The following is a 17,578-nucleotide window of genomic DNA, read 5'->3' as shown; positions in this document are numbered from 1 at the left end:
CGGCTGCTCGTTGCTTTGGGGTGTTGTGCCCTCGTGCTCTGCGGGTGCCAACCGAAAATCGATACATCCGTGACTGACCAGCTCCGGAAGAAGCCCGTATCCCCCTCTTCAGAGAGCGAGGCCGATTACGGCTGTTCCTATTTTTATTTTCTCTGGGGCCGGCACGCTGAGTTGCTGCTCCGTTTTGAAGAAGCGCTTGAGTTTTATCAGAAGGCCTTGGTCTGTGATGAAAAAGCGGAAATAATCAGCGAGAAGGTGCCGATTCTGTTGTTGCGGTTGGAACGGACCGACGAGGCCTCCATTTGGCTGCACAACTATCTGGCTGTTCACCCTGACAAGACCGGGATGCGAATGTTGTATGCCAAGGTACTCCTCCGTCAGAAAAAGAATACAGAGGCGATGAACCAATACCAATTGATGAGTGACCAGCATCCGGACGATCCGGCTATTTTGTTGCTGCTCGCCGAGATGTATCTGGCTGCCGATCAGCCGCACAAAGCCGGACCGCTCCTGGATCGGATACTCTCCCAGGACCCAACTTCCTACCCTGGACATATTCTCATGGCCCGACTCTGCCAGGTGCAGGAGCGGGTCGATGAGGCTGTGGGACATTACCAGAAGGCCTTGGAGCGCAACTGGTCGAGTGAGCTGCAAATGGAATTGGGTGAGTTATATATAAAAGTCGGGCGCTATGACGAGGCGGCTGCCCTTTATGGAGCACTCATCGAGCGTGATGAGCAGAATGAGAGCGCCCGCGTTGCCTTGATTCACGTGTATCTGCTGCAGAAGAAAGACGCCCAGGCCCTGGCAGAGCTGAACAACCTCAAGTCTTTTGCCGATCAGCCCCGGCGGGTTGATTTGACCATTGCCCGACTGTACGCCAAGCAGAAACATTACGACAAGGCCATTGCCATTATCGAAAAAATCTTGGAAAAGGAAAACCTGCCCGAGGCCAGGTATTTTCTTGCAGTGATCCTTGTCCAACAGGAAAAGTACAACCGGGCGTTGAAGCAGGTGCGGCAGATCGATCGCAAGGCTCCCGAATATCCGGACGCGCTCTTCCTGCAAGTCCGCATTCTTCGTGAGCAGAATAAGTTGGAGGAGGCAAAGCTGTTGCTGGAAAAGCATATCGGTGCAGGTGAGAGCAGCAATGCCGAGATGTACATCATGCTTGCCGCCCTGCACCAATTGGAGGGAAGAGAGGACCTGAGCAAGAAGGTGCTGCTCCAGGGGCTTGAATTTTTTCCCGATGATGAAGATCTGCTCTATGAATACGGCCTGATCCTCGAAAACGGCGGCGAGCACGGCGCGGCTCTGGCTATTATGGAGAAGATTATTGAACTCAAACCCGACAATGCCGCGGCGTTGAATTTTGTCGGTTTCAGTTGGGCTGAGAAAAAAATCAACCTCGATCAGGCCTTGGACTACATTCAACGGGCGATCGAGCTCAAACCTGATAACGGCTATATCCGCGACAGTCTGGGCTGGATCTATTACCGCCTCGGTAAGATCGAACAGGCCATTAAAGAGCTGGAAACGGCCGCGAGACTTTCTCCCAACGATGCCGCCATCCTTGAGCATCTTGGTGATGTTTACCTGGAAAGTGGCCGGGTGCGGGAAGCCCTGCAGACGTATAAAAAAGCGGTCAAGTTCTCTAACGAGGACGAGCAGGAAAAGAAAAGGATCTTGGAAAAAATTCAGATACTGGACAAGCAGGGTACCCATTGATGCGGACGAGAATCATCGCCCGTCTCTGGCTCCCGGCGCTCTGCTGTCTGCTGGTTCTCTCTGGCTGTGCGGGCAAGCAGCCGAAAACCTTGCCACTCGGCCCGGTCGAGGAGCAGGAGGCTGGAGTCCTGTGGTCTGGCTTCCTTGCAAGCAAACGACCGCCAGCTCTCGATGCCGACATCCGTCTCGGTTGGGACGTGCTGGGCAGTAAAGGGAGTGTGAGTGCAACTGTGCAGCTGCAGCGGCCCGCTCTGCTACGCTTTGCCGCTAACGACCCATTGGGCCGCTCCCTCATTTTAGCCGTTGCCGACGCAACGTCCTTCACCATGGTTGACAACAGGATCGGTCACGTCTACCGGGGCGGGACTGATTCAAAATTTTGGCACTCCTACGTGCCAGAGTCGGTCGGGCCTGAAGGTCTCTTTTGTTTCTTGGGCGGATGTATTCCGGAAGGTGAGGCGCAACAGGTGACGCTGGAGCAGGATGTGGAAAGGAAGGGATTCTGGTACCACTGGCAGGACAAACAATCGATGCGTCATTATGCTTTTCTGGACAGGCGCAGCGGAGAGCTGCAACAGCGCTTACTCTTTGATGCCCGGGGGGATACGGTCCTGGAGCTGCGCTATTCTGATTACCGGAGAGACCCTGCCAGCGGATATGTCTGGCCGGGGCATTTGCGAATTACCGGCGAGGCAATCACCGGAACACTCACCGTCCAAGTTGAAAAGATTTATTCTCACACCCCCCAAGGGGCGGCAGCCTTTCGTCTGGTGCCGCCTCCCCACTTCACGGTCGAACAGGTTCCTTAAGGGTTATTTTTTTACCGTATTGACAATGATGACGAAGAGATTGTCCTCTTTGAAAAAAACCTGCTGCAAGTCATAGCTGCGGTTCGGCTCAAGATCGATCACCACCCGGATCTTTTCTGGTTTCTTGGTTTTCGAGGTGCGGATGATCTTGACGAATTTACCGTCCGTCTTGATCAGGTTTTTGGTCGAGTCGATCAGTTTGGTGTTGTTGAAATCACAAATAACCCGGGGGATACCTTCCTCGACGCCATGCACGGTGGGAGGATGAAAACCGTTGAGCTTGAACACCACCATCTCGCCTTTGGATGAGGTGGCGTCGAATTTGACGTATTCAAGCTGTGGTCCCTCTGCTGTTTTCGCGGGGATGGCAGTCTTTGCCGTCTCGGTTTTATTCTTGCTGTCAGCCGGCGTTGTTTCCGTCTTGGCTGTTGCCTGGGGCTCCACTGCCGCCTCGGGACGCGCCGGTTCCTTGGCCGCCGTCTCGGCTTTTTTCTGCTCGCCCTTCTTATCTGTTGCAGGGACTGTCGCGGTTTCCTTGACTGCTTCTGCAGGTTTGGCATCGCCCGCAGTTTGCGGGGTCTCCGCTTTCTCTGGCGGTTTTACCTCAACCGGCGGAGGGGGCAGGGGTTTTTCCGCCGCTTTCTTTTCAGCAGTGATCTTCTCCGCTTCCTTTTGTGGAGCAGGAGCCTCTTTCTTCACGGTCTTTTGGCTATCGGGCTTTGCCGACGCGGCTGCTTCAACGGCTGGTGCAGGCTGTTGGTCAGTTCCCGGGAGCGGTTCTTGTTTGGTTGGTTCTGTGAGAATGTTGGGAGGCTCGCTTTGCTGAGCCGATGGCTGCGACGGCACACTCTTGTCGATCTGTGCCACTTCGCTTGGTGCTTGCGGGGGCTCAACAACCGCAGTCGGTTGGGTTTCGGTCGTTTTCTCGGTGGCCTTCTCGGTGAGCTGCGCTTGCGGCTTGCGTTGGGTGGCCACCTTTTCCGGTCCGGTGAATTGGATGACCAGGGACGAGGTCTTTTCGTCGAATTTCTGGGTATAGGTTACTCCTTGCAAGGTGGCGACATCAAAGACGACGCGTGTTTTCGGCGAGTCGTCGGTATGCATGCCCACCCGCACCCGTTTGACGATCGAACCGTTGGTTGTGGTGATACTTTTGACCTCCAGGCCATAGGTCATGTTGGCAAAATCAAAAATGACCCGGGGTGTTTCATCTTTCAATGTGAATACTTTTGGACTATAGGAGCCGTTGAGTTGCAGAACCACCTGTTCGGTCGTAGGCGAGAGAATGGTATGCTTGACTTTCTGCAACTGCGGTGCGTCGTCGGCTGCTGCCAGACCGCAGGTCAACAGCAGGGTGAGCAAGGAGCGCGAGACGAGGGCAATGATTTTTTTCTTCATTTTTCTTTCCGGTATTTTGGTGAGAGAACGAGAGTGTGGTTGAGTTTTTTGTGGACTTTTTTGAAATTAGCAAAAATCGAGCCGGTATTTTGTGCCTCTCGGGCCAGAAACCACTTTCCATCCGCCGGCTCCCAATCCGGGCGAGCCATTTTTTATAGTACGGTTATTAGATAAAGAATTTAAGATTGTTACAACTGATATTCCCTTTTTCTCTTATTTTAAACGTAGGTCATTCTTTTTGCTATGGTTATACCAACTCCCCTCGATATTGGCCGGATTCTCCCTCTGGTGCGCAAGCCGGGTCAATATGTCGGCGGTGAACTGCATGCGGTTAGCAGCCGATTCGACACGGATGATCTGAACATTTGTCTGATTTTTCCTGACCTTTACGAAATCGGCATGTCCCACCAGGGCTTGCAGATCCTCTATCATATCCTCAATAGCCAGGACCGGATGGCGGCTCATCGCGCTTACGTTCCGGATGTCGATATGGAACAGGAGTTGCGCTCCCAGGGATTGCCGCTTTTTTCCCTGGAGGCCAAGGTCAGTCTGGCCGCCTATGATATCCTCGGCATCACCTTGCCGTATGAACTCTGCTACACCAACATTCTCACTGTCCTTGATCTGGCGGGTTTGCCTCTGCGGGCCGAAGCGCGTACGGAGAACCATCCTCTTGTGCTAGGCGGTGGGTCCTGCTCGCTCAATCCTGAACCGGTGGCTGAATTTTTCGACGCTATTGTCCTTGGTGACGGCGAGGAGATTATCGTTGAAATTGCTGATCTGGTTTTGCAGGCCAAGGATGAGCAGTGGGGGAGGGAGACAGTTCTTGAACGGTTGGCCCAAATTTCGGGAATTTATGTCCCTTCGCGTTTCCAGCCACGTTACGAGCACGGTCGGCTCACCGCCATCGATGCCCTGTCACCTGAGTACCAATCGGTCAGCAAGAGGGTGCTGCCGGAGCTGCCTGCCGCCCCCTACCTGTATCACCCCCTGGTGCCGGTGGTCGCACCGGTGCATGATCGGCTCGGAGTTGAAATTGCGCGGGGCTGCACCCGGGGCTGCCGCTTTTGTCAGGCCGGGATAACCTACCGCCCCGTCCGGGAGCGGACCCTGGACGAGATCATGGAGCTAGCCAATCAGGGGATCGCCCACTCTGGCTTTGAGGAACTGGCCCTGCTCTCGCTCTCCACCGGTGATTTTTCCTGTCTGGGTGAGTTGATGGCCGCTCTCATGGATCGTTTTGCCGATGACTTTGTCTCGGTTTCCATGCCGTCCATGAGGGTCGGAACTTTGACACCGGAAATCATGGAGCAGATCAAGCGTGTCAGGAAAACCGGTTTTACCATTGCCCCAGAGGCCGGGACCGACCGGTTGCGTCAGGTCATCAACAAAGGCATCACCGAGGAAGACCTGCTCGACACCTGCCGCGACGCTTTTTCCTTGGGGTGGAAGCTGATTAAGCTCTATTTTATGGTGGGCTTGCCGACTGAAACAGAAGCAGATGTCGAGGCGATTGTCGATTTGGCGAAGAAGGCCCGTAATCGGGGAGGGCAGGGCAAGGGGCGGCCGGTGCAGGTTAACCTCGGCGTGGCGACGTTCATTCCCAAGCCGCATACCCCTTTTCAATGGGAGCCGCAAATCAGCCTGGAAGAATCCACACGGCGGATCAACCGGTTGAAGCAGATGCTGCCCCGCCAGGGATTTAAGATCAAATGGCACGATCCGGAACAATCGTTGCTGGAAGGCGTGTTTTCCCGAGGCGACCGCAGGTTGTCGCGCTTGCTGGAAACAGCGTGGAGCAACGGCGCCCGGCTGGACAGTTGGTCCGAACATTTTAACCTCGAGCAATGGCGACGGGCGGCTGCCGAATGCGACCTCAACCTGGAAGACTATCTGCGCCGGCGGGAGGTGAATGAAGTCCTGCCTTGGGAGCACCTGCACAGCGGCGTTGATCGTTCCTTCCTGGAAGCTGAATATGCCAAGGCCCTGCAGCAGGAATATACCCCGGACTGCCGCAATCACGGGTGCCAGGGCTGCGGTCTCTGTGATTTTAAGACCATTCGGCCGGTGGTCCATGAGCGACCCGCTGCACCGCAGGAGGTGCGGCCGGTGGCGTCGCTGAAACCGGAAAAGAAGCAGCCTCAGCCGGGATATACCTACCGGGTCCAGTATTCACGTTTGGGCGACAGCCGCTTTTATGGCCATCTGGAACTACTGCAACTGGTGTTCCGCGTTCTGCAGCGCACCGGTCTGCCGCTGCTGTTCTCCAGCGGCTTCAATCCGACCCCTCGGGTTTCCTTCAGTCAGGCCCTGCCGGTTGGGGTCGAGAGTCTGGTGGAATCCTTGACCATAGACCTGGCTCGGCCCTTGGCTTCAGTGGAAGAAGCCGTTGTCCTGCTTAATAGTCAGATGCCCCCGACCATCCGGGTGACCGGTATCACACTCGCGTCGCGTTCTGTAGCCATGAGTAGTGCCATCTGCTATGAGATTCAATCCCCATCCTACCCGGAGGATGTGCAGCAGAAAATAACCGATTTTCTTACGCGGGAATCCTTTGTCATCGATCGATTTCGCAAGAATCGACACAAGGATTTGGATCTGCGGCCCTTGGTAACCGGTATGGAGTTTGATGGCAAGCTGTTGCGGCTGGAGCTGCTCGGTCATCAGGGGCAGCCGGGGGCCAATCCCCGGGAAATTCTGCAGAAGGTCCTTGGTTTTGGAGAGCGCGAGGCCTTGCTGGTCCGGATAATGAAGACCGGCGTTAAGGAAATGGTGTCCCCATCTTGATAATTTTACACGATTACTGTAGATAATGCCGATTGATGCCTGTCCGGTGGCGGTTCGATTCCGGAAAGCTCAGGTTCTAACGATTGCAAGGAGTGCCGGCGTTTGCCCAGAGAAACGCGGTCGCTCCTTTAACCATTTGCCAAGAAAGGAGAAATCATGAAGAAGATCGTTCTGCGTGAAGATCAGATGCCGACAAGCTGGTACAATGTAGTTCCCGATATCCCAGGTGGTCTGCAGCCACCGCTCGATCCGGAGACCCTTCAGCCCATGGGACCGGAAAAGCTGGCCGCTGTTTTTCCCATGGCCTTGCTTGAGCAGGAGATGAGCCAGGAAAGGTTTATCGAGATCCCGCAGGAAGTGATGGAAGTCTACAAGATTTGGCGGCCTTCTCCTCTGGTGCGGGCCAACAAGCTGGAAGAGGCCCTCGGCACCAAGGCAAAGATCTTTTTCAAGAATGAAGGTGTGAGCCCGGTGGGCAGTCATAAGCCCAACTCCGCCGTACCCCAGGCCTATTACAACAAGCGGGAAGGGGTGAAACGGCTGACCACCGAAACCGGCGCGGGGCAGTGGGGTTCGGCCTTGGCCCTCGCCACCTCCAAGTTCGGCCTGGAATGCAAGGTCTATATGGTCCGAGTCTCCTACGACCAAAAACCCTACCGCAAATTCATCATGCAAGCTTACGGCGGCGAGGTCGTCGCCAGCCCGAGCATGGACACCAAGACCGGCCGCGAGATCCTCGCCCGTGACCCCAACACCCCCGGAGCCCTCGGCATGGCCATTTCCGAGGCCCTGGAGGATGCATCCAGCCGCGATGATACCAACTACGCGCTGGGTTCGGTGCTTAACCACGTGGTGTTGCACCAGTCCATCATCGGGCTGGAGGCCAAAAAGCAGATGGAGATTGCCGGGGAATATCCCGATGTGGTCATCGGTTGCTGCGGCGGCGGTTCCAACTTTGCTGGACTGATAGCCCCCTTTGTCCCCGACTATCTTGACGGCAAAAAAATAGAATTTATCGGTTATGAACCCGCCTCCTGCCCCTCGATGACCGGCGGCAAGCTGGCCTACGATTGCGGCGACGTGGCCATGATGACCCCGCTGCTCTATATGTACACCCTTGGGCATGATTTTGTCCCACCCGGTATTCATGCTGGCGGACTGCGGTACCACGGTATGGCGCCGATTATCTCGGCTCTGGTCCGTGACGGTATCGTTACCCCTAAAGCTGTGCACCAGATGGAGTGTTTCGAGGCAGGTATCCTCTTTGCGCGAACCGAAGGCATAATTCCCGCCCCGGAAACTACCCACGCTATCCGCGGGGCGATCATCGAGGCCATGAAAGATCCCAATGAACCGAAGACCATTCTTTTTAATTTCTCCGGCACCGGTCTGATCGACATGCCCTCCTATGACAACTATCTGAGCGGCAAACTCAGTGATTACGCCTATCCGCAGGAACAGATAGATGCCGCGCTTGCCCGCCTGCCCAAGGTTGGTTGAGACCCAAGCGGCAACGGCAGGGATGATGAGGAGGATGCGCCACATCCTCCTCTGGTCTCTTGTGCTCTTGACAGTACTGTTCTCCGTTGAGCGGCGGGTTGGTGCAACCTGCCGCACCATTGCCGATCTGGCCGCACAGGGCGCCTATGGGGTTGCCGATACCAGCGGCCGGGTCGTCGATTCCTGCAATTCCGACCGCGCCTTGGTGCCGGCCAGCGTACTCAAGATTGCCACCGTCTCGGCGGCACTGGCAATCCTCGGCCAGGATTACCGCTTTCTCACGGAATTTTATCTCGACGGCCACGATAACCTGTACGTCAAGGGGTTTGGTGATCCCACCCTGTTTTCCGAGGAGGTCAGCGGTATTGTCGAGCAGTTACGGCACAAGGGATTGCGGCGGGTGCAGACGCTCTATGTCGACACTTCGACCTTTGCCCTGACCATGCAGGTGCCCGGTCAAGAAGACAGCGACAACCCCTATGATGCTCCGGTCGGTCCGTTGTCCGTCAATTTTAATTCCGTGCCGATTAAAAAAGACGCCGCCGGCCGCATTGTCTCCGACGAGCCCCTGACCCCGACCCTGCCGATTATGCAGGAACTTGGGCGACAACGACCGGTTGGCCGCTATCGGGTCAACATCTGTGCCCAAGGGTGCAATGCCGAGAGTCGCATGGCCCAATACGCCGGTGAACTTTTTCGAGCCCTGTTGCAACAAGGCGGGGTGCCGGTGGCGGCTCTTGGCGGGATCCGCTCGGTGCCCACACAGGGAGCATCGCTCTTGTACGCGCATCACAGCTCCCAGACATTGACCGATATCAGCCGCTCCACCCTCCACTATTCCTCGAATTTTATGGCTAATCTGGTCTTTTTGACCTGCGGCGCCCAGCAGTTTGGCTATCCGGCCACCTGGAAAAAAGCCGAACAAGCAGTGCACCAGGAACTGATGCGGCAACTCGGCAGCACCGCCGCCGATGCCATCGTTCAAGTGGAGGGGGCTGGACTGTCACGGGATAACCGTGTCACTGTTCGGGCCATGCTTCAATTGCTGACCCACTTTCGGCCGCAAGCCGAACTCTTGAAAAAGGAACGCGATGTGGCCGTCAAAACCGGTACACTCACCGGCGTCTATAACCTGGCCGGTTATCTCCCCGACGGTCAGGCTTTTGTTATCCTTCTCAATCAGCAGGTCAATCAGCGGGCAGCTGTGCTTGATCGACTCAAGCGGCAAGTCGTTTCCCGAACTCCCCCGCCCGGTCAGCAAACTGTCAGTGTCAAATCCGGCATAAGGCCGGAAAAATGACCGTCCGAACGCAGAGTCAATAGACAATGCCTACTTAGATCTTATAGTCCTCTGCACCAGGGATTTCCTTCCAGCAACCCTTCTTTTTGTGAATCAGCCCATTATGGAGTACTACCAAATTCTCGGCGTCGCCAAGACTGCCACCGCCGATGAGATCAAGAAAGCCTATCGCAAATTGGCCCTCAAATATCATCCGGACAAGAATCCGGACAATAAAGAGGCCGAGGAAAAATTCAAGGAGATCAGCGAGGCCTACGCCGTGCTCTCGGATGCGGAAAAAAGGCAGCAATACGATACCTTCGGTTCGGCCGGCTTCCGCCAGCGCTATTCCCAGGAGGACATCTTCCGCAATTTCGATCTCAACGATATCCTTCGCGGATTCGGCTTCGGCGGGAGTGCACGCGGCAACGGTGGCTTCCACACCAGCGGTTTTCGGTCCACCGGCGGCGGTTCACCCTTTGACAATATTTTTGGTCAGGCCGGGATGCGCGGTGGCGGTGGCTGCGGCGGCTGTGGACCGCAACCAGTCAAGGGCAACGATCTCACCTACGAGATGACGGTTTCCTTGGAGGATGTGCTGCACGGGTCTGAAAAAACCATCAGCCTGCGGCAGAATGGACAGACGCAGAACGTCTCGGTTAAAATTCCCAAAGGCATCGAGGATGGCAAGCGGTTGCGGTTGTCGGGAAAAGGCGGGGTGTCCTCATCGGGCGGCCCAGCCGGGGATTTGTACTTGAAGGTGCAGGTGGCTGAGCACCCGGTGTTTACACGGGTGGAAGATGATCTGGTGGTTGAGCATCGTATTCCCTTCAGCGAGGCCTGTCTCGGTACAACTCTGGAAGTGGTCACCCTGGACGGCAAGAAATTCAACGTCAAGGTGCCTGCCGGGGTGCAGCAGGAGGCCAAACTCCGTATCAAGGGGCACGGTCTGCCCGCAGGTCCCATCGGTCACCGTGGCGATTTGTTGGTCAAGGTTGCGGTCCGAATTCCCAAGGCTCTGACGCCGGAGCAGGAGGAGGTGGTCAAAGCGCTGACTGCGGTCGAGCTGTGAAAGAAGATCGTTAAGGCGGTAAGCCTGGAGATTCCTGAACGCACACGAGAAACGTCGTGCTTCTCGTGTGCGGTTTATGCGAAAATCAGCATCCTTCCAGTTTCTTTTTTTCTTTGCCGCCGGTGTTCTGGGCAGCTGGCTGCGCGTCACGGGCCGTATCTTTCAAGGCCTGGGCGGCTCCTGTTTCCGCTTGGGCTGCCTTGCGGGCTTCCTCCAGCGGTTTTTGCACGGCTTGCGCGGCATCCTTGCCCATCTGCTCCTGCGCGGTCACTGTTTTTTTCTCCTCCTTTTTCCCCTGATCTCCCGAACATCCCCAAAACATCATGGAACAAAGGGCCATGCCTGTGAAGGTGTAGGCTATTTTTTGGATAGTGCGCATCTGTGTATCTCCTGTGGTTAATAGAGTTTTTTGATTGAATCACCCAAGCGTTTGATTCCTTCGACGATAGTCGGCTCATCCGAGCAGGAAAAGTTGAGGCGCAGGGTGTTACTGTCTTTGCGGTCTACATAAAAGGGTGTCCCAGGAACAAAGGCCACCTTTTTCTTGATGGCTGCTTCAAAAAGCGCCATCGACGACATCCCCTCAGGCAAGGTCACCCAGAGAAACATCCCTCCCGCCGGATTAGTGTACCGCACCTCAGGCGGGAAAAATTGCTGGATCGCGCCGATCATCGCTTCCTTTTGCTTGCCGTATTGATGGATGATGGTAGCGATGTGCAGGTCGAGATCATTATCGCAGAGGTAGCGGTAGAGGATGCGCTGGGCCAGAGAGTCGGTGTGCAGATCTGCGGCCTGTTTGGCGATGATGAGCTTGTCCATGATCGGATGCGGTGCCACCAGCCAGCCAAGGCGCAGGGCCGGGGCCACGGTTTTGGAGAAAGAGCCGAGCAGAACCGTGTTCGCCGGCAGGATACGCTTGAACGAAACCTTGCGGGTTCCCGAAAAGCGGAGATCCCCGTAGGGATCGTCCTGGATGATCAGGCAGGAGCTGCCGCGCACCAAATCGGCCACCGCCCGCCGGTTCTCGTCGCTGTAGCTGATGCCGCTGGGATTCTGAAAGTTGGTCACAGTGTAGAGTAATTTCGGTTGCCGTTCACCAAGGACCTGACCGAGTGCGGTGATGTCCATGCCGCCCTCGCTGACCGTGACCGGGTGGAAGCGGGGCCGGTACATGGCAAAGGCCTGGATGGCGCCAAGGTAGCCGGGCTCCTCGATGATCAGGTCGTTTCCCTCGTTGAGAAAGGTCTTGCCCAGTAAATCCAGCCCCTGCTGCGAGCCGGTGGTAATCAGGATGTCGTCCACCGGGATATCCAGGCCCTCCTGCTGCCGGTATCTGTCGGCAATGAACTGGCGCAAACCTAGATAGCCTTCGGAGTTCGCGTACTGGAGAATCTCGTCGCCCGCCTCTTCGAAAACGTCATGGGCAGCCTGCTGTAGGGCTTTGACCGGAAAGAAGAGCCGGTTGGGCAAGCCGCCGGCAAAGGAGATGATCGAGGGATCGATGGTGACCTTGAGAATTTCGCGGATAAAGGACTTGGGAACATCGGTGATGCGGTCGGAGAAGGCGTTTTCCATGGGATTGCCTCACGGCTCGGATAAACCGGGCAGTACAAGGTTGAACGGTTGGATGAGAAAAAACCGGTTACCCTAAGGTTGCCCGGCTTGACCTTTCAAACAAAAGATTCGCGTTTGCGATAAACGGTGGCCTGGCTCTTGGCGACCAACTGCCGGCTGTTCTGTTCGGTGACCACAATATCGTAGAGCGCCGTGGCCCCTCCCAGGTGGATCTCTTTCGCTTCCGCAACCAGATGATCGCCAACACCTGTGGGCCGAAGAAAACTCACTGCCACGTTGAGGGCCAGCGCTGTCTGTCCGTGGGAATTGCTTGCGGCGGCAAAGGCGATATCGCCGAGGCTGAACACTAACCCGCCATGGGTCATGCCGTGAAAGTTGAGCATCGATGCGGTCACCACCAGCGAGACCCGGCTGTATCCCGGTTCAATGGTTTCAATGGTGGCGCCAAGCCAGTTGGCAAAAGAATCCTTGCGGATATGGGCAGCGATGTCGGGGCTGGTCATGGTGTGAGGATATCCAGGTTTGGTGGTCAATGATCCAAGGAGACGCGGCAATGAAAAAAACAAGAGAAGCGATAAGGTGCCATTACCCTCCTGAGGTTGGCTCGCTGGTGAAACACCAACCTTGAGGAGTTCACACGACGGTTGAGCTCACCTGCTGCCGAACTTAAACGAGGATGCTTGCAGGCCAAAGACAAGCGGTCAAGTGCAATGGCAAGCCTATTTTTTTAAATTATCAACAAAATTAGCTTGTTACCCTGATATTCAGGGCTGGTTTTCTGCGGCGTCGATTGCTTTTTTGAACCGCTCGGTACTAAAACGCAGTTGGCAACCGGGGCAGCAGTTGCCCGGCTTCTTAAACCAGCCTGCGGTGTTGTTGATTTTTATGCCGCATTTGGGACAGGTCACTTGAATCGCTTTGTCTTCCATCTCCATTCTCCTAGGAGTAAATGTACATTTCACAGTAGTGAGTTGAACGCCTGTATGATGAGTGAAGGCAATAAATCAATAACCATAAAATTGGAGCGAGGAGGTCTTTTTTGCAGTATCGACAGCCACATTTTATCATTTATTTATGGCTAACAGCGATAATGTCCAGCCTCAGTCCCCGGCAAGCAAGCCGGCGATGAAAGGGCCCACAGCCTCGGGTCCCTGGGCGTCGACCAATTTAATGGTGGCAGTGCCGATCACCGCCATGTCGGCCTTGCCGGTGAGGAGAGCTACATCCTCGCGGCTGCTGATACCGAACCCGACCGCCAGCGGCAGATCAGTGGCCTGGCGGCAACGACTCAGGTACTGATCGAGCGTGTGGTCAAAGGCTGTCTGTTTGCCGGTGACGCCTCGGCGGGCGACGCAGTAAACAAAGCCGGCACCCTGGGCTGCCACCGCCCGCATCCGCTCATCGGTGGAGGTGGGGGTGAAAAACTGCACCGGCGCCAGTCCCAGTTCCTTGCTGGTGGCCAGGTAGCTCTGCCCTTCCTCGGGCGGCAGATCTGGGACAATCGTGCCGCAAAAACCAATAGCCTTGGTCCGGTGAAGAAATGCCTCTTCGCCGTATTTGAAGACGATATTGTAATAGGTCATAAATAAAAAACGAACCTGGGGGAATGCCGCCGCCATCTCTTGACCGAAGCTAAAGCATTCCTCGACGCTGATGCCGCTCTCTAGGCTCTGCTGATTGGCCTTGAGGATGACCGGGCCGTCGGCGATGGGCTCGGAAAAGGGAATCTGCAATTCGATGCAGTCCACCCCGTTGGTTGTCATCTGCCGGATGACCTCTCGGTTGACCGCCAGCGAAGGATAACCCAAAACCAGATGGGTCATCAGCAGGATAGGTTTGGTTTTTAGCCGGTTTTTCAGTTCTTTTGCCAGATCCATGAACGTATTGCCCCTCGATAAAAAACGGTTCGCCCAACGGCGGACCGATCATTTTTCTCTGTACTGATCCGCCCGCTTGACGATGAACTCCTTCCAGGAGGGATCGTCAAAGGCATGGGCAATGGTGAAGATATCTTTGTCGCCCCGGCCGGACATGTTGATGATGATTGCCTGATCCTTGCTCATGGCCGGTGCCTCCTTGAACGCCTGAACAAAGGCGTGCGCGGATTCCATAGCCGGGATGAGGCCCTCGGTGCGCATGGCCAGGCTTAAGGCCTCTATGACCTCGTGGTCGGTGGCGGATGCAAAGCGGACCCTGCCTTTTTCTCCCAGGTCGGCGAGGATCGGCGAAACGCCGACGTAATCGAGACCCGCCGCAATGGAATGGGTGTCGCGCATCTGCCCTTCCGGACTTTGGAGAAATTTGGTTTTGTACCCTTGAGCCACGCCGGCGGTTGCCCCGCTGCCCTCGACCATGCGGGAGGCGTGTTTGCCGGTGGCAATGCCCTCGCCGCCGGCCTCGACACCGATCAGTTCTACCTGCGGCTCATCGAGAAAACCCTGGAAGATGCCCATGGCGTTGGAGCCGCCGCCGACGCAGGCGTAGACGCGGTCCGGCATGCGGCCGTGCTGCGTGAGGATCTGTTTTTTGGCCTCAATGCCGATGATCGACTGGAACCAGGCCACCATCTCCGGAAAGGGATGCGGACCGCAGACTGTACCAATGACGTAATGGGTGTCGTCCATGGAGGTGACCCAATCGCGGAAGGCCTCGTTCATGGCATCCTTAAGGGTGCGTGAGCCGTCAGTGACTGGCACGACCGTGGCCCCGAGCTTCTCCATCCAGAAGACATTAGGACGTTGGCGGGCGACATCCTCCTCGCCCATGTAGATGGTGCAGGCAAAGCCAAAACGGGCAGCCATGGTGGCGGTAGCTACGCCATGCTGGCCGGCGCCGGTCTCAGCGATCACCCGTTTTTTGCCCATTCGTTTAACGAGCAGTCCCTGGCCCATAACGTTATTGGCCTTGTGGGCGCCGGTGTGGTTGAGATCCTCGCGTTTGATGTAGATCTTAGCGCCACCCAGATGACGAGTCAGGTTTTCCGCATAGGTCAGTGGCGTGGGCCGGCAGGAATAATTGCCCATGAGATCGACATACTCCTGCCAGAATGAGGCATCTGCGCGGGCAGCCTCATAGGCACGGTTTAAGTCGGCAAAAGTTGCATAAAGAACTTCCGGGATGAAAGCCCCGCCCCATTGTCCGTAATATCCTTTGTTCATCTTTGTTCTGTCCGTTGAGTGATCGTTCGTACCTCGAATTATCCCGGCGCAAGGCGACGACGGCCTCGCTTACCTTTGGGAAAACAACCGGCATATAGTAGCACGTCGGCGGCCATTCTTCAGTTCTTTTCTTGAAAGGCCCTCGGGAAAGCCGCCTCAAACCAGTTGCCGGCGGCAGGCTTCGGCAAAATCCTCGGGATAATGCCCCAGGATAAACCGTCCCTGTGCCTCGCTGAAGGCTCCCATTGACCAGGGCAATTTGGGGAGAAAGGCATACAAGAGCCGCTGACCGTTGGCCACGCCAATGCGTTTGGAGTATTCGATTGAGGTGACCATTGTGGCCCCTAACCTTGCTAATACCTGCTGTGCCTTGAGGATGCCGGTGTCGAGCGACTTCCGTACCGTCGCATCTGCCTCGAGCACGTTGCCCACTGGCCCGGTGTCGCTATCGGCGGTGACCATCAGTTGGATTTCCCACTGGGAGACCTGGGCTTTGGGGACAAAGAGCAGCACGTTGGCATCCCGCCAAATGACCAGCGACCGCTCGCCCGCGCCACTGTCGGTCCGAGTGTTGTTGGCAATGGCCCGCAGGTAATCGGTAAAGAAGTCGGAATGGTACTCGTGGTGGTAACGCTCTAGCACATCCGCCACCAGGTCGCCGCAGCAATAGGCCGGGATCCGGCCGTCCTGGACATCATTCACCCATTGCGGCACCATGGCGTATTGCTGGTGGATCATCTGGTGAGAAGCATGCAGGCGGTAGCCGGATCCGGAAAAATCATAGCCGAAATTCCAGCCCCAGAGAGTGGCCAAGAATTCCAGGCCGGTGTTATCTTCAGCCATTTTTTTGAGGATACCCTGGCGAAGGGTTTCCAGTTCTTCCCCAGAGAGCCGTCGGCGACGAATGGCAGGAGGTATCCCCAAGTGTTCAGCGACTGTGAAAAAGATGCGCTGATAAAAGAGATGCCGCAAGCCCGTCATATCCTCTGCCGATAAATCGGCAATCCGGTAGCGGATACTGGTATGGGCAAAATTGGCGGCATAGTGGCCCCAGGGGATATAGGAGTTGCCGCGCAGATACTCGAGCACCTCGGTGTCGGCCCTTTGATAATCGCCAACGATTTCGCTGTTGCCCTGCACTCCGGGGCGCAATACCATGACCTCTTTATAGGCATCGGGCAGGTGCGGGTTGTTGGCAATGGTTTCAAACAACTCGAAATCGTCGATGTCCGCACGGTATTGACCGTTTGTTTCGATGTATTGCAGTCCGGTGGGAGCGCCGTCTTCATTTGGCAGCATCCGGCAGCAGGATTGGGCCAGCCAGACCAACTCCTCGGGATCAGTGGAGGTCGCCGCCAATTCATAGCGCAGGGGTAGCGGCAAGCGGGTGATGATCTCGCGTACGGCAGCTGGCGGGCAGTGAGGGCCGAGTGTAGACCGCAAGGAAACAGCCTGGGGCGGATGTATTCGTATCAAGCCCGGTTTGGCTGCTCTGGCGTTGGCCCAGCCGGAATCGATAAAGGTGCACCCGCGAAAAGGGAAGGGGTTACAGATCTCATAGATCGGCCGGCCCGTCCCAATGGTGATATCTTCTATGGGGAAATTGTCTCGGTTGTCTATGGCAGTGCCATCGACAAGACATCCAAGGGCGCAAGGATGATCGTGCTCGCGCAGATTTGCGACTGTATACGAGGGCGTATGCAGGCCGACGCGAAACCGGCCTTCCGGGGTTATCGATGTGTGTAACATGGGTTGATTCCTTGGCAAGAGTGCTCTTGAAGCAGCGTTGCGGCGCTCGAATGATGACCGGCAGGAATACCTTGTCTCCCCGGCGCATTTCGAGCATAATACTCAATAAACTATGCGACGAACAATCAATGTTTAAAATCTTTTCAGGTATGATCTTCAGGAGTTATTGATGGGTTTTCCCAAAATAAGCTTCCGCGTTTGTGAAACCAGGCACTGTCCGCTCTTCCGGTATGGTGATGTTTTTCAAATTTCCGGAATCGCCATCAGTATGGAAAGCAACGGGGAAAACTCCTTTATCAACACCACGATGGTTCATTCTCCCCCCAACCGTGGCAGTTGCAAAATACTCAACGGTGATCTGACCAAAATTATCATTGAATACGAACGGGCCGACCAGATTCCCGACTGCATGCTTTCTTGCTCCGGTTGCACAGGCTCTATCCGGCTGGAACATTTCCGAGCCATGCATGAAGAGGATGAACCCGATAACATCGGCAACCATCTGGGTGGTATCTTTCATCTC

15 protein-coding genes are annotated in these 17,578 nt (G+C 55.8%); 6 read left to right on the top strand and 9 right to left on the bottom strand.

Annotated elements, in window-relative coordinates; genetic code table 11:
- Positions 1–69: 69 nt before the first annotated feature.
- Together ACHZCX_RS06020 and ACHZCX_RS06015 are read left to right on the top strand one after the other, a co-directional pair.
- Positions 70–1,728 (top strand): tetratricopeptide repeat protein, encoded by a 1,659-nt coding sequence (locus ACHZCX_RS06020; protein ID WP_319586335.1) that lies wholly within the window; start codon positions 70–72, stop codon positions 1,726–1,728.
- Positions 1,728–2,537, top strand: coding sequence for a hypothetical protein (locus ACHZCX_RS06015; RefSeq protein ID WP_319586334.1), 810 nt, complete (start codon positions 1,728–1,730; stop codon positions 2,535–2,537). The genes ACHZCX_RS06020 and ACHZCX_RS06015 overlap by 1 nt, the downstream gene beginning before the upstream one ends.
- Positions 2,538–2,540: 3 nt before the next feature.
- Here the strand turns inward: ACHZCX_RS06015 and ACHZCX_RS06010 are convergent, their stop codons facing one another.
- A complete protein-coding gene (locus ACHZCX_RS06010) occupies positions 2,541–3,935 on the bottom strand; it encodes an AMIN domain-containing protein (protein WP_319586333.1) in 1,395 nt (464 codons plus the stop codon).
- 243 nt (positions 3,936–4,178) lie between these two features.
- Here ACHZCX_RS06010 and ACHZCX_RS06005 point away from each other — a divergent pair, with 243 nt between their 5' ends.
- The 4 genes from ACHZCX_RS06005 (at position 4,179) to ACHZCX_RS05990 (ending at position 10,573) form a co-directional block, all read left to right on the top strand.
- Entirely contained in the window at positions 4,179–6,722 is a 2,544-nt protein-coding gene (locus ACHZCX_RS06005) for a TIGR03960 family B12-binding radical SAM protein (protein ID WP_319586332.1), read from the top strand.
- A 156-nt stretch (positions 6,723–6,878) separates the two neighbouring features.
- Entirely contained in the window at positions 6,879–8,222 is a 1,344-nt protein-coding gene (locus tag ACHZCX_RS06000; RefSeq protein WP_319586331.1) for a TrpB-like pyridoxal phosphate-dependent enzyme, read from the top strand.
- Positions 8,188–9,522 (top strand): D-alanyl-D-alanine carboxypeptidase, encoded by a 1,335-nt coding sequence (locus ACHZCX_RS05995; protein ID WP_319586330.1) that lies wholly within the window; start codon positions 8,188–8,190, stop codon positions 9,520–9,522. The genes ACHZCX_RS06000 and ACHZCX_RS05995 overlap by 35 nt, the downstream gene beginning before the upstream one ends.
- A gap of 103 nt (positions 9,523–9,625) precedes the next feature.
- Positions 9,626–10,573, top strand: a complete 948-nt coding sequence (locus ACHZCX_RS05990) for a J domain-containing protein (protein ID WP_319586329.1) — start codon at positions 9,626–9,628, stop codon at positions 10,571–10,573.
- An 85-nt stretch (positions 10,574–10,658) separates the two neighbouring features.
- Here the strand turns inward: ACHZCX_RS05990 and ACHZCX_RS05985 are convergent, their stop codons facing one another.
- The 8 genes from ACHZCX_RS05985 to ACHZCX_RS05950 form a co-directional block, all read right to left on the bottom strand.
- Positions 10,659–10,952: a hypothetical protein gene (locus tag ACHZCX_RS05985; protein WP_319586328.1), complete on the bottom strand. Its 294-nt coding sequence runs from the start codon at positions 10,950–10,952 to the stop codon at positions 10,659–10,661.
- Positions 10,953–10,969: 17 nt separating this feature from the next.
- Positions 10,970–12,148, bottom strand: a complete 1,179-nt coding sequence (locus ACHZCX_RS05980; RefSeq protein WP_319586327.1) for a PLP-dependent aminotransferase family protein — start codon at positions 12,146–12,148, stop codon at positions 10,970–10,972.
- 95 nt (positions 12,149–12,243) lie between these two features.
- Positions 12,244–12,651 (bottom strand): hotdog fold thioesterase, encoded by a 408-nt coding sequence (locus ACHZCX_RS05975; protein ID WP_319586326.1) that lies wholly within the window; start codon positions 12,649–12,651, stop codon positions 12,244–12,246.
- A 261-nt stretch (positions 12,652–12,912) separates the two neighbouring features.
- A complete protein-coding gene (locus tag ACHZCX_RS05970) occupies positions 12,913–13,077 on the bottom strand; it encodes a hypothetical protein (RefSeq protein WP_319586325.1) in 165 nt (54 codons plus the stop codon).
- Positions 13,078–13,248: 171 nt separating this feature from the next.
- Positions 13,249–14,025 (bottom strand): tryptophan synthase subunit alpha, encoded by a 777-nt coding sequence (gene trpA, locus ACHZCX_RS05965; protein ID WP_319586324.1) that lies wholly within the window; start codon positions 14,023–14,025, stop codon positions 13,249–13,251.
- 48 nt (positions 14,026–14,073) lie between these two features.
- Entirely contained in the window at positions 14,074–15,306 is a 1,233-nt protein-coding gene (trpB, locus tag ACHZCX_RS05960; protein WP_319586323.1) for a tryptophan synthase subunit beta, read from the bottom strand.
- A 156-nt stretch (positions 15,307–15,462) separates the two neighbouring features.
- Positions 15,463–17,055: a hypothetical protein gene (locus tag ACHZCX_RS05955; protein ID WP_319586322.1), complete on the bottom strand. Its 1,593-nt coding sequence runs from the start codon at positions 17,053–17,055 to the stop codon at positions 15,463–15,465.
- Positions 17,056–17,218: 163 nt separating this feature from the next.
- The gene (locus ACHZCX_RS05950; protein WP_319586321.1) at positions 17,219–17,575 is read right to left on the bottom strand and encodes a hypothetical protein; all 357 of its coding nucleotides are present in this window, start codon (positions 17,573–17,575) and stop codon (positions 17,219–17,221) included.
- Positions 17,576–17,578 lie beyond the last annotated feature (3 nt).

This window comes from uncultured Desulfobulbus sp. (assembly GCF_963662935.2).
GTDB lineage: Bacteria > Desulfobacterota > Desulfobulbia > Desulfobulbales > Desulfobulbaceae > Desulfobulbus.
The sequence above is the reverse complement of the archived record's forward strand: the minus strand, read 5'-3'. Positions and strand labels throughout refer to the sequence as shown.

Bases quoted from the DNA above. Each gene is read 5' to 3' on its own strand.
- ACHZCX_RS06015 (WP_319586334.1), top strand. From the start codon at position 1,728: ATGCGGACGAGAATCATCGCCCGTCTCTGGCTCCCGGCGCTCTGCTGT.
- ACHZCX_RS06010 (WP_319586333.1), bottom strand. From the start codon at position 3,935: ATGAAGAAAAAAATCATTGCCCTCGTCTCGCGCTCCTTGCTCACCCTG.
- ACHZCX_RS06005 (WP_319586332.1), top strand. From the start codon at position 4,179: ATGGTTATACCAACTCCCCTCGATATTGGCCGGATTCTCCCTCTGGTG.
- ACHZCX_RS06000 (WP_319586331.1), top strand. From the start codon at position 6,879: ATGAAGAAGATCGTTCTGCGTGAAGATCAGATGCCGACAAGCTGGTAC.
- ACHZCX_RS05995 (WP_319586330.1), top strand. From the start codon at position 8,188: ATGCCGCGCTTGCCCGCCTGCCCAAGGTTGGTTGAGACCCAAGCGGCA.
- ACHZCX_RS05990 (WP_319586329.1), top strand. From the start codon at position 9,626: ATGGAGTACTACCAAATTCTCGGCGTCGCCAAGACTGCCACCGCCGAT.
- ACHZCX_RS05985 (WP_319586328.1), bottom strand. From the start codon at position 10,952: ATGCGCACTATCCAAAAAATAGCCTACACCTTCACAGGCATGGCCCTT.
- ACHZCX_RS05980 (WP_319586327.1), bottom strand. From the start codon at position 12,148: ATGGAAAACGCCTTCTCCGACCGCATCACCGATGTTCCCAAGTCCTTT.
- ACHZCX_RS05975 (WP_319586326.1), bottom strand. From the start codon at position 12,651: ATGACCAGCCCCGACATCGCTGCCCATATCCGCAAGGATTCTTTTGCC.
- ACHZCX_RS05970 (WP_319586325.1), bottom strand. From the start codon at position 13,077: ATGGAAGACAAAGCGATTCAAGTGACCTGTCCCAAATGCGGCATAAAA.
- trpA (WP_319586324.1), bottom strand. From the start codon at position 14,025: ATGGATCTGGCAAAAGAACTGAAAAACCGGCTAAAAACCAAACCTATC.
- trpB (WP_319586323.1), bottom strand. From the start codon at position 15,306: ATGAACAAAGGATATTACGGACAATGGGGCGGGGCTTTCATCCCGGAA.
- ACHZCX_RS05955 (WP_319586322.1), bottom strand. From the start codon at position 17,055: ATGTTACACACATCGATAACCCCGGAAGGCCGGTTTCGCGTCGGCCTG.
- ACHZCX_RS05950 (WP_319586321.1), bottom strand. From the start codon at position 17,575: ATGAAAGATACCACCCAGATGGTTGCCGATGTTATCGGGTTCATCCTC.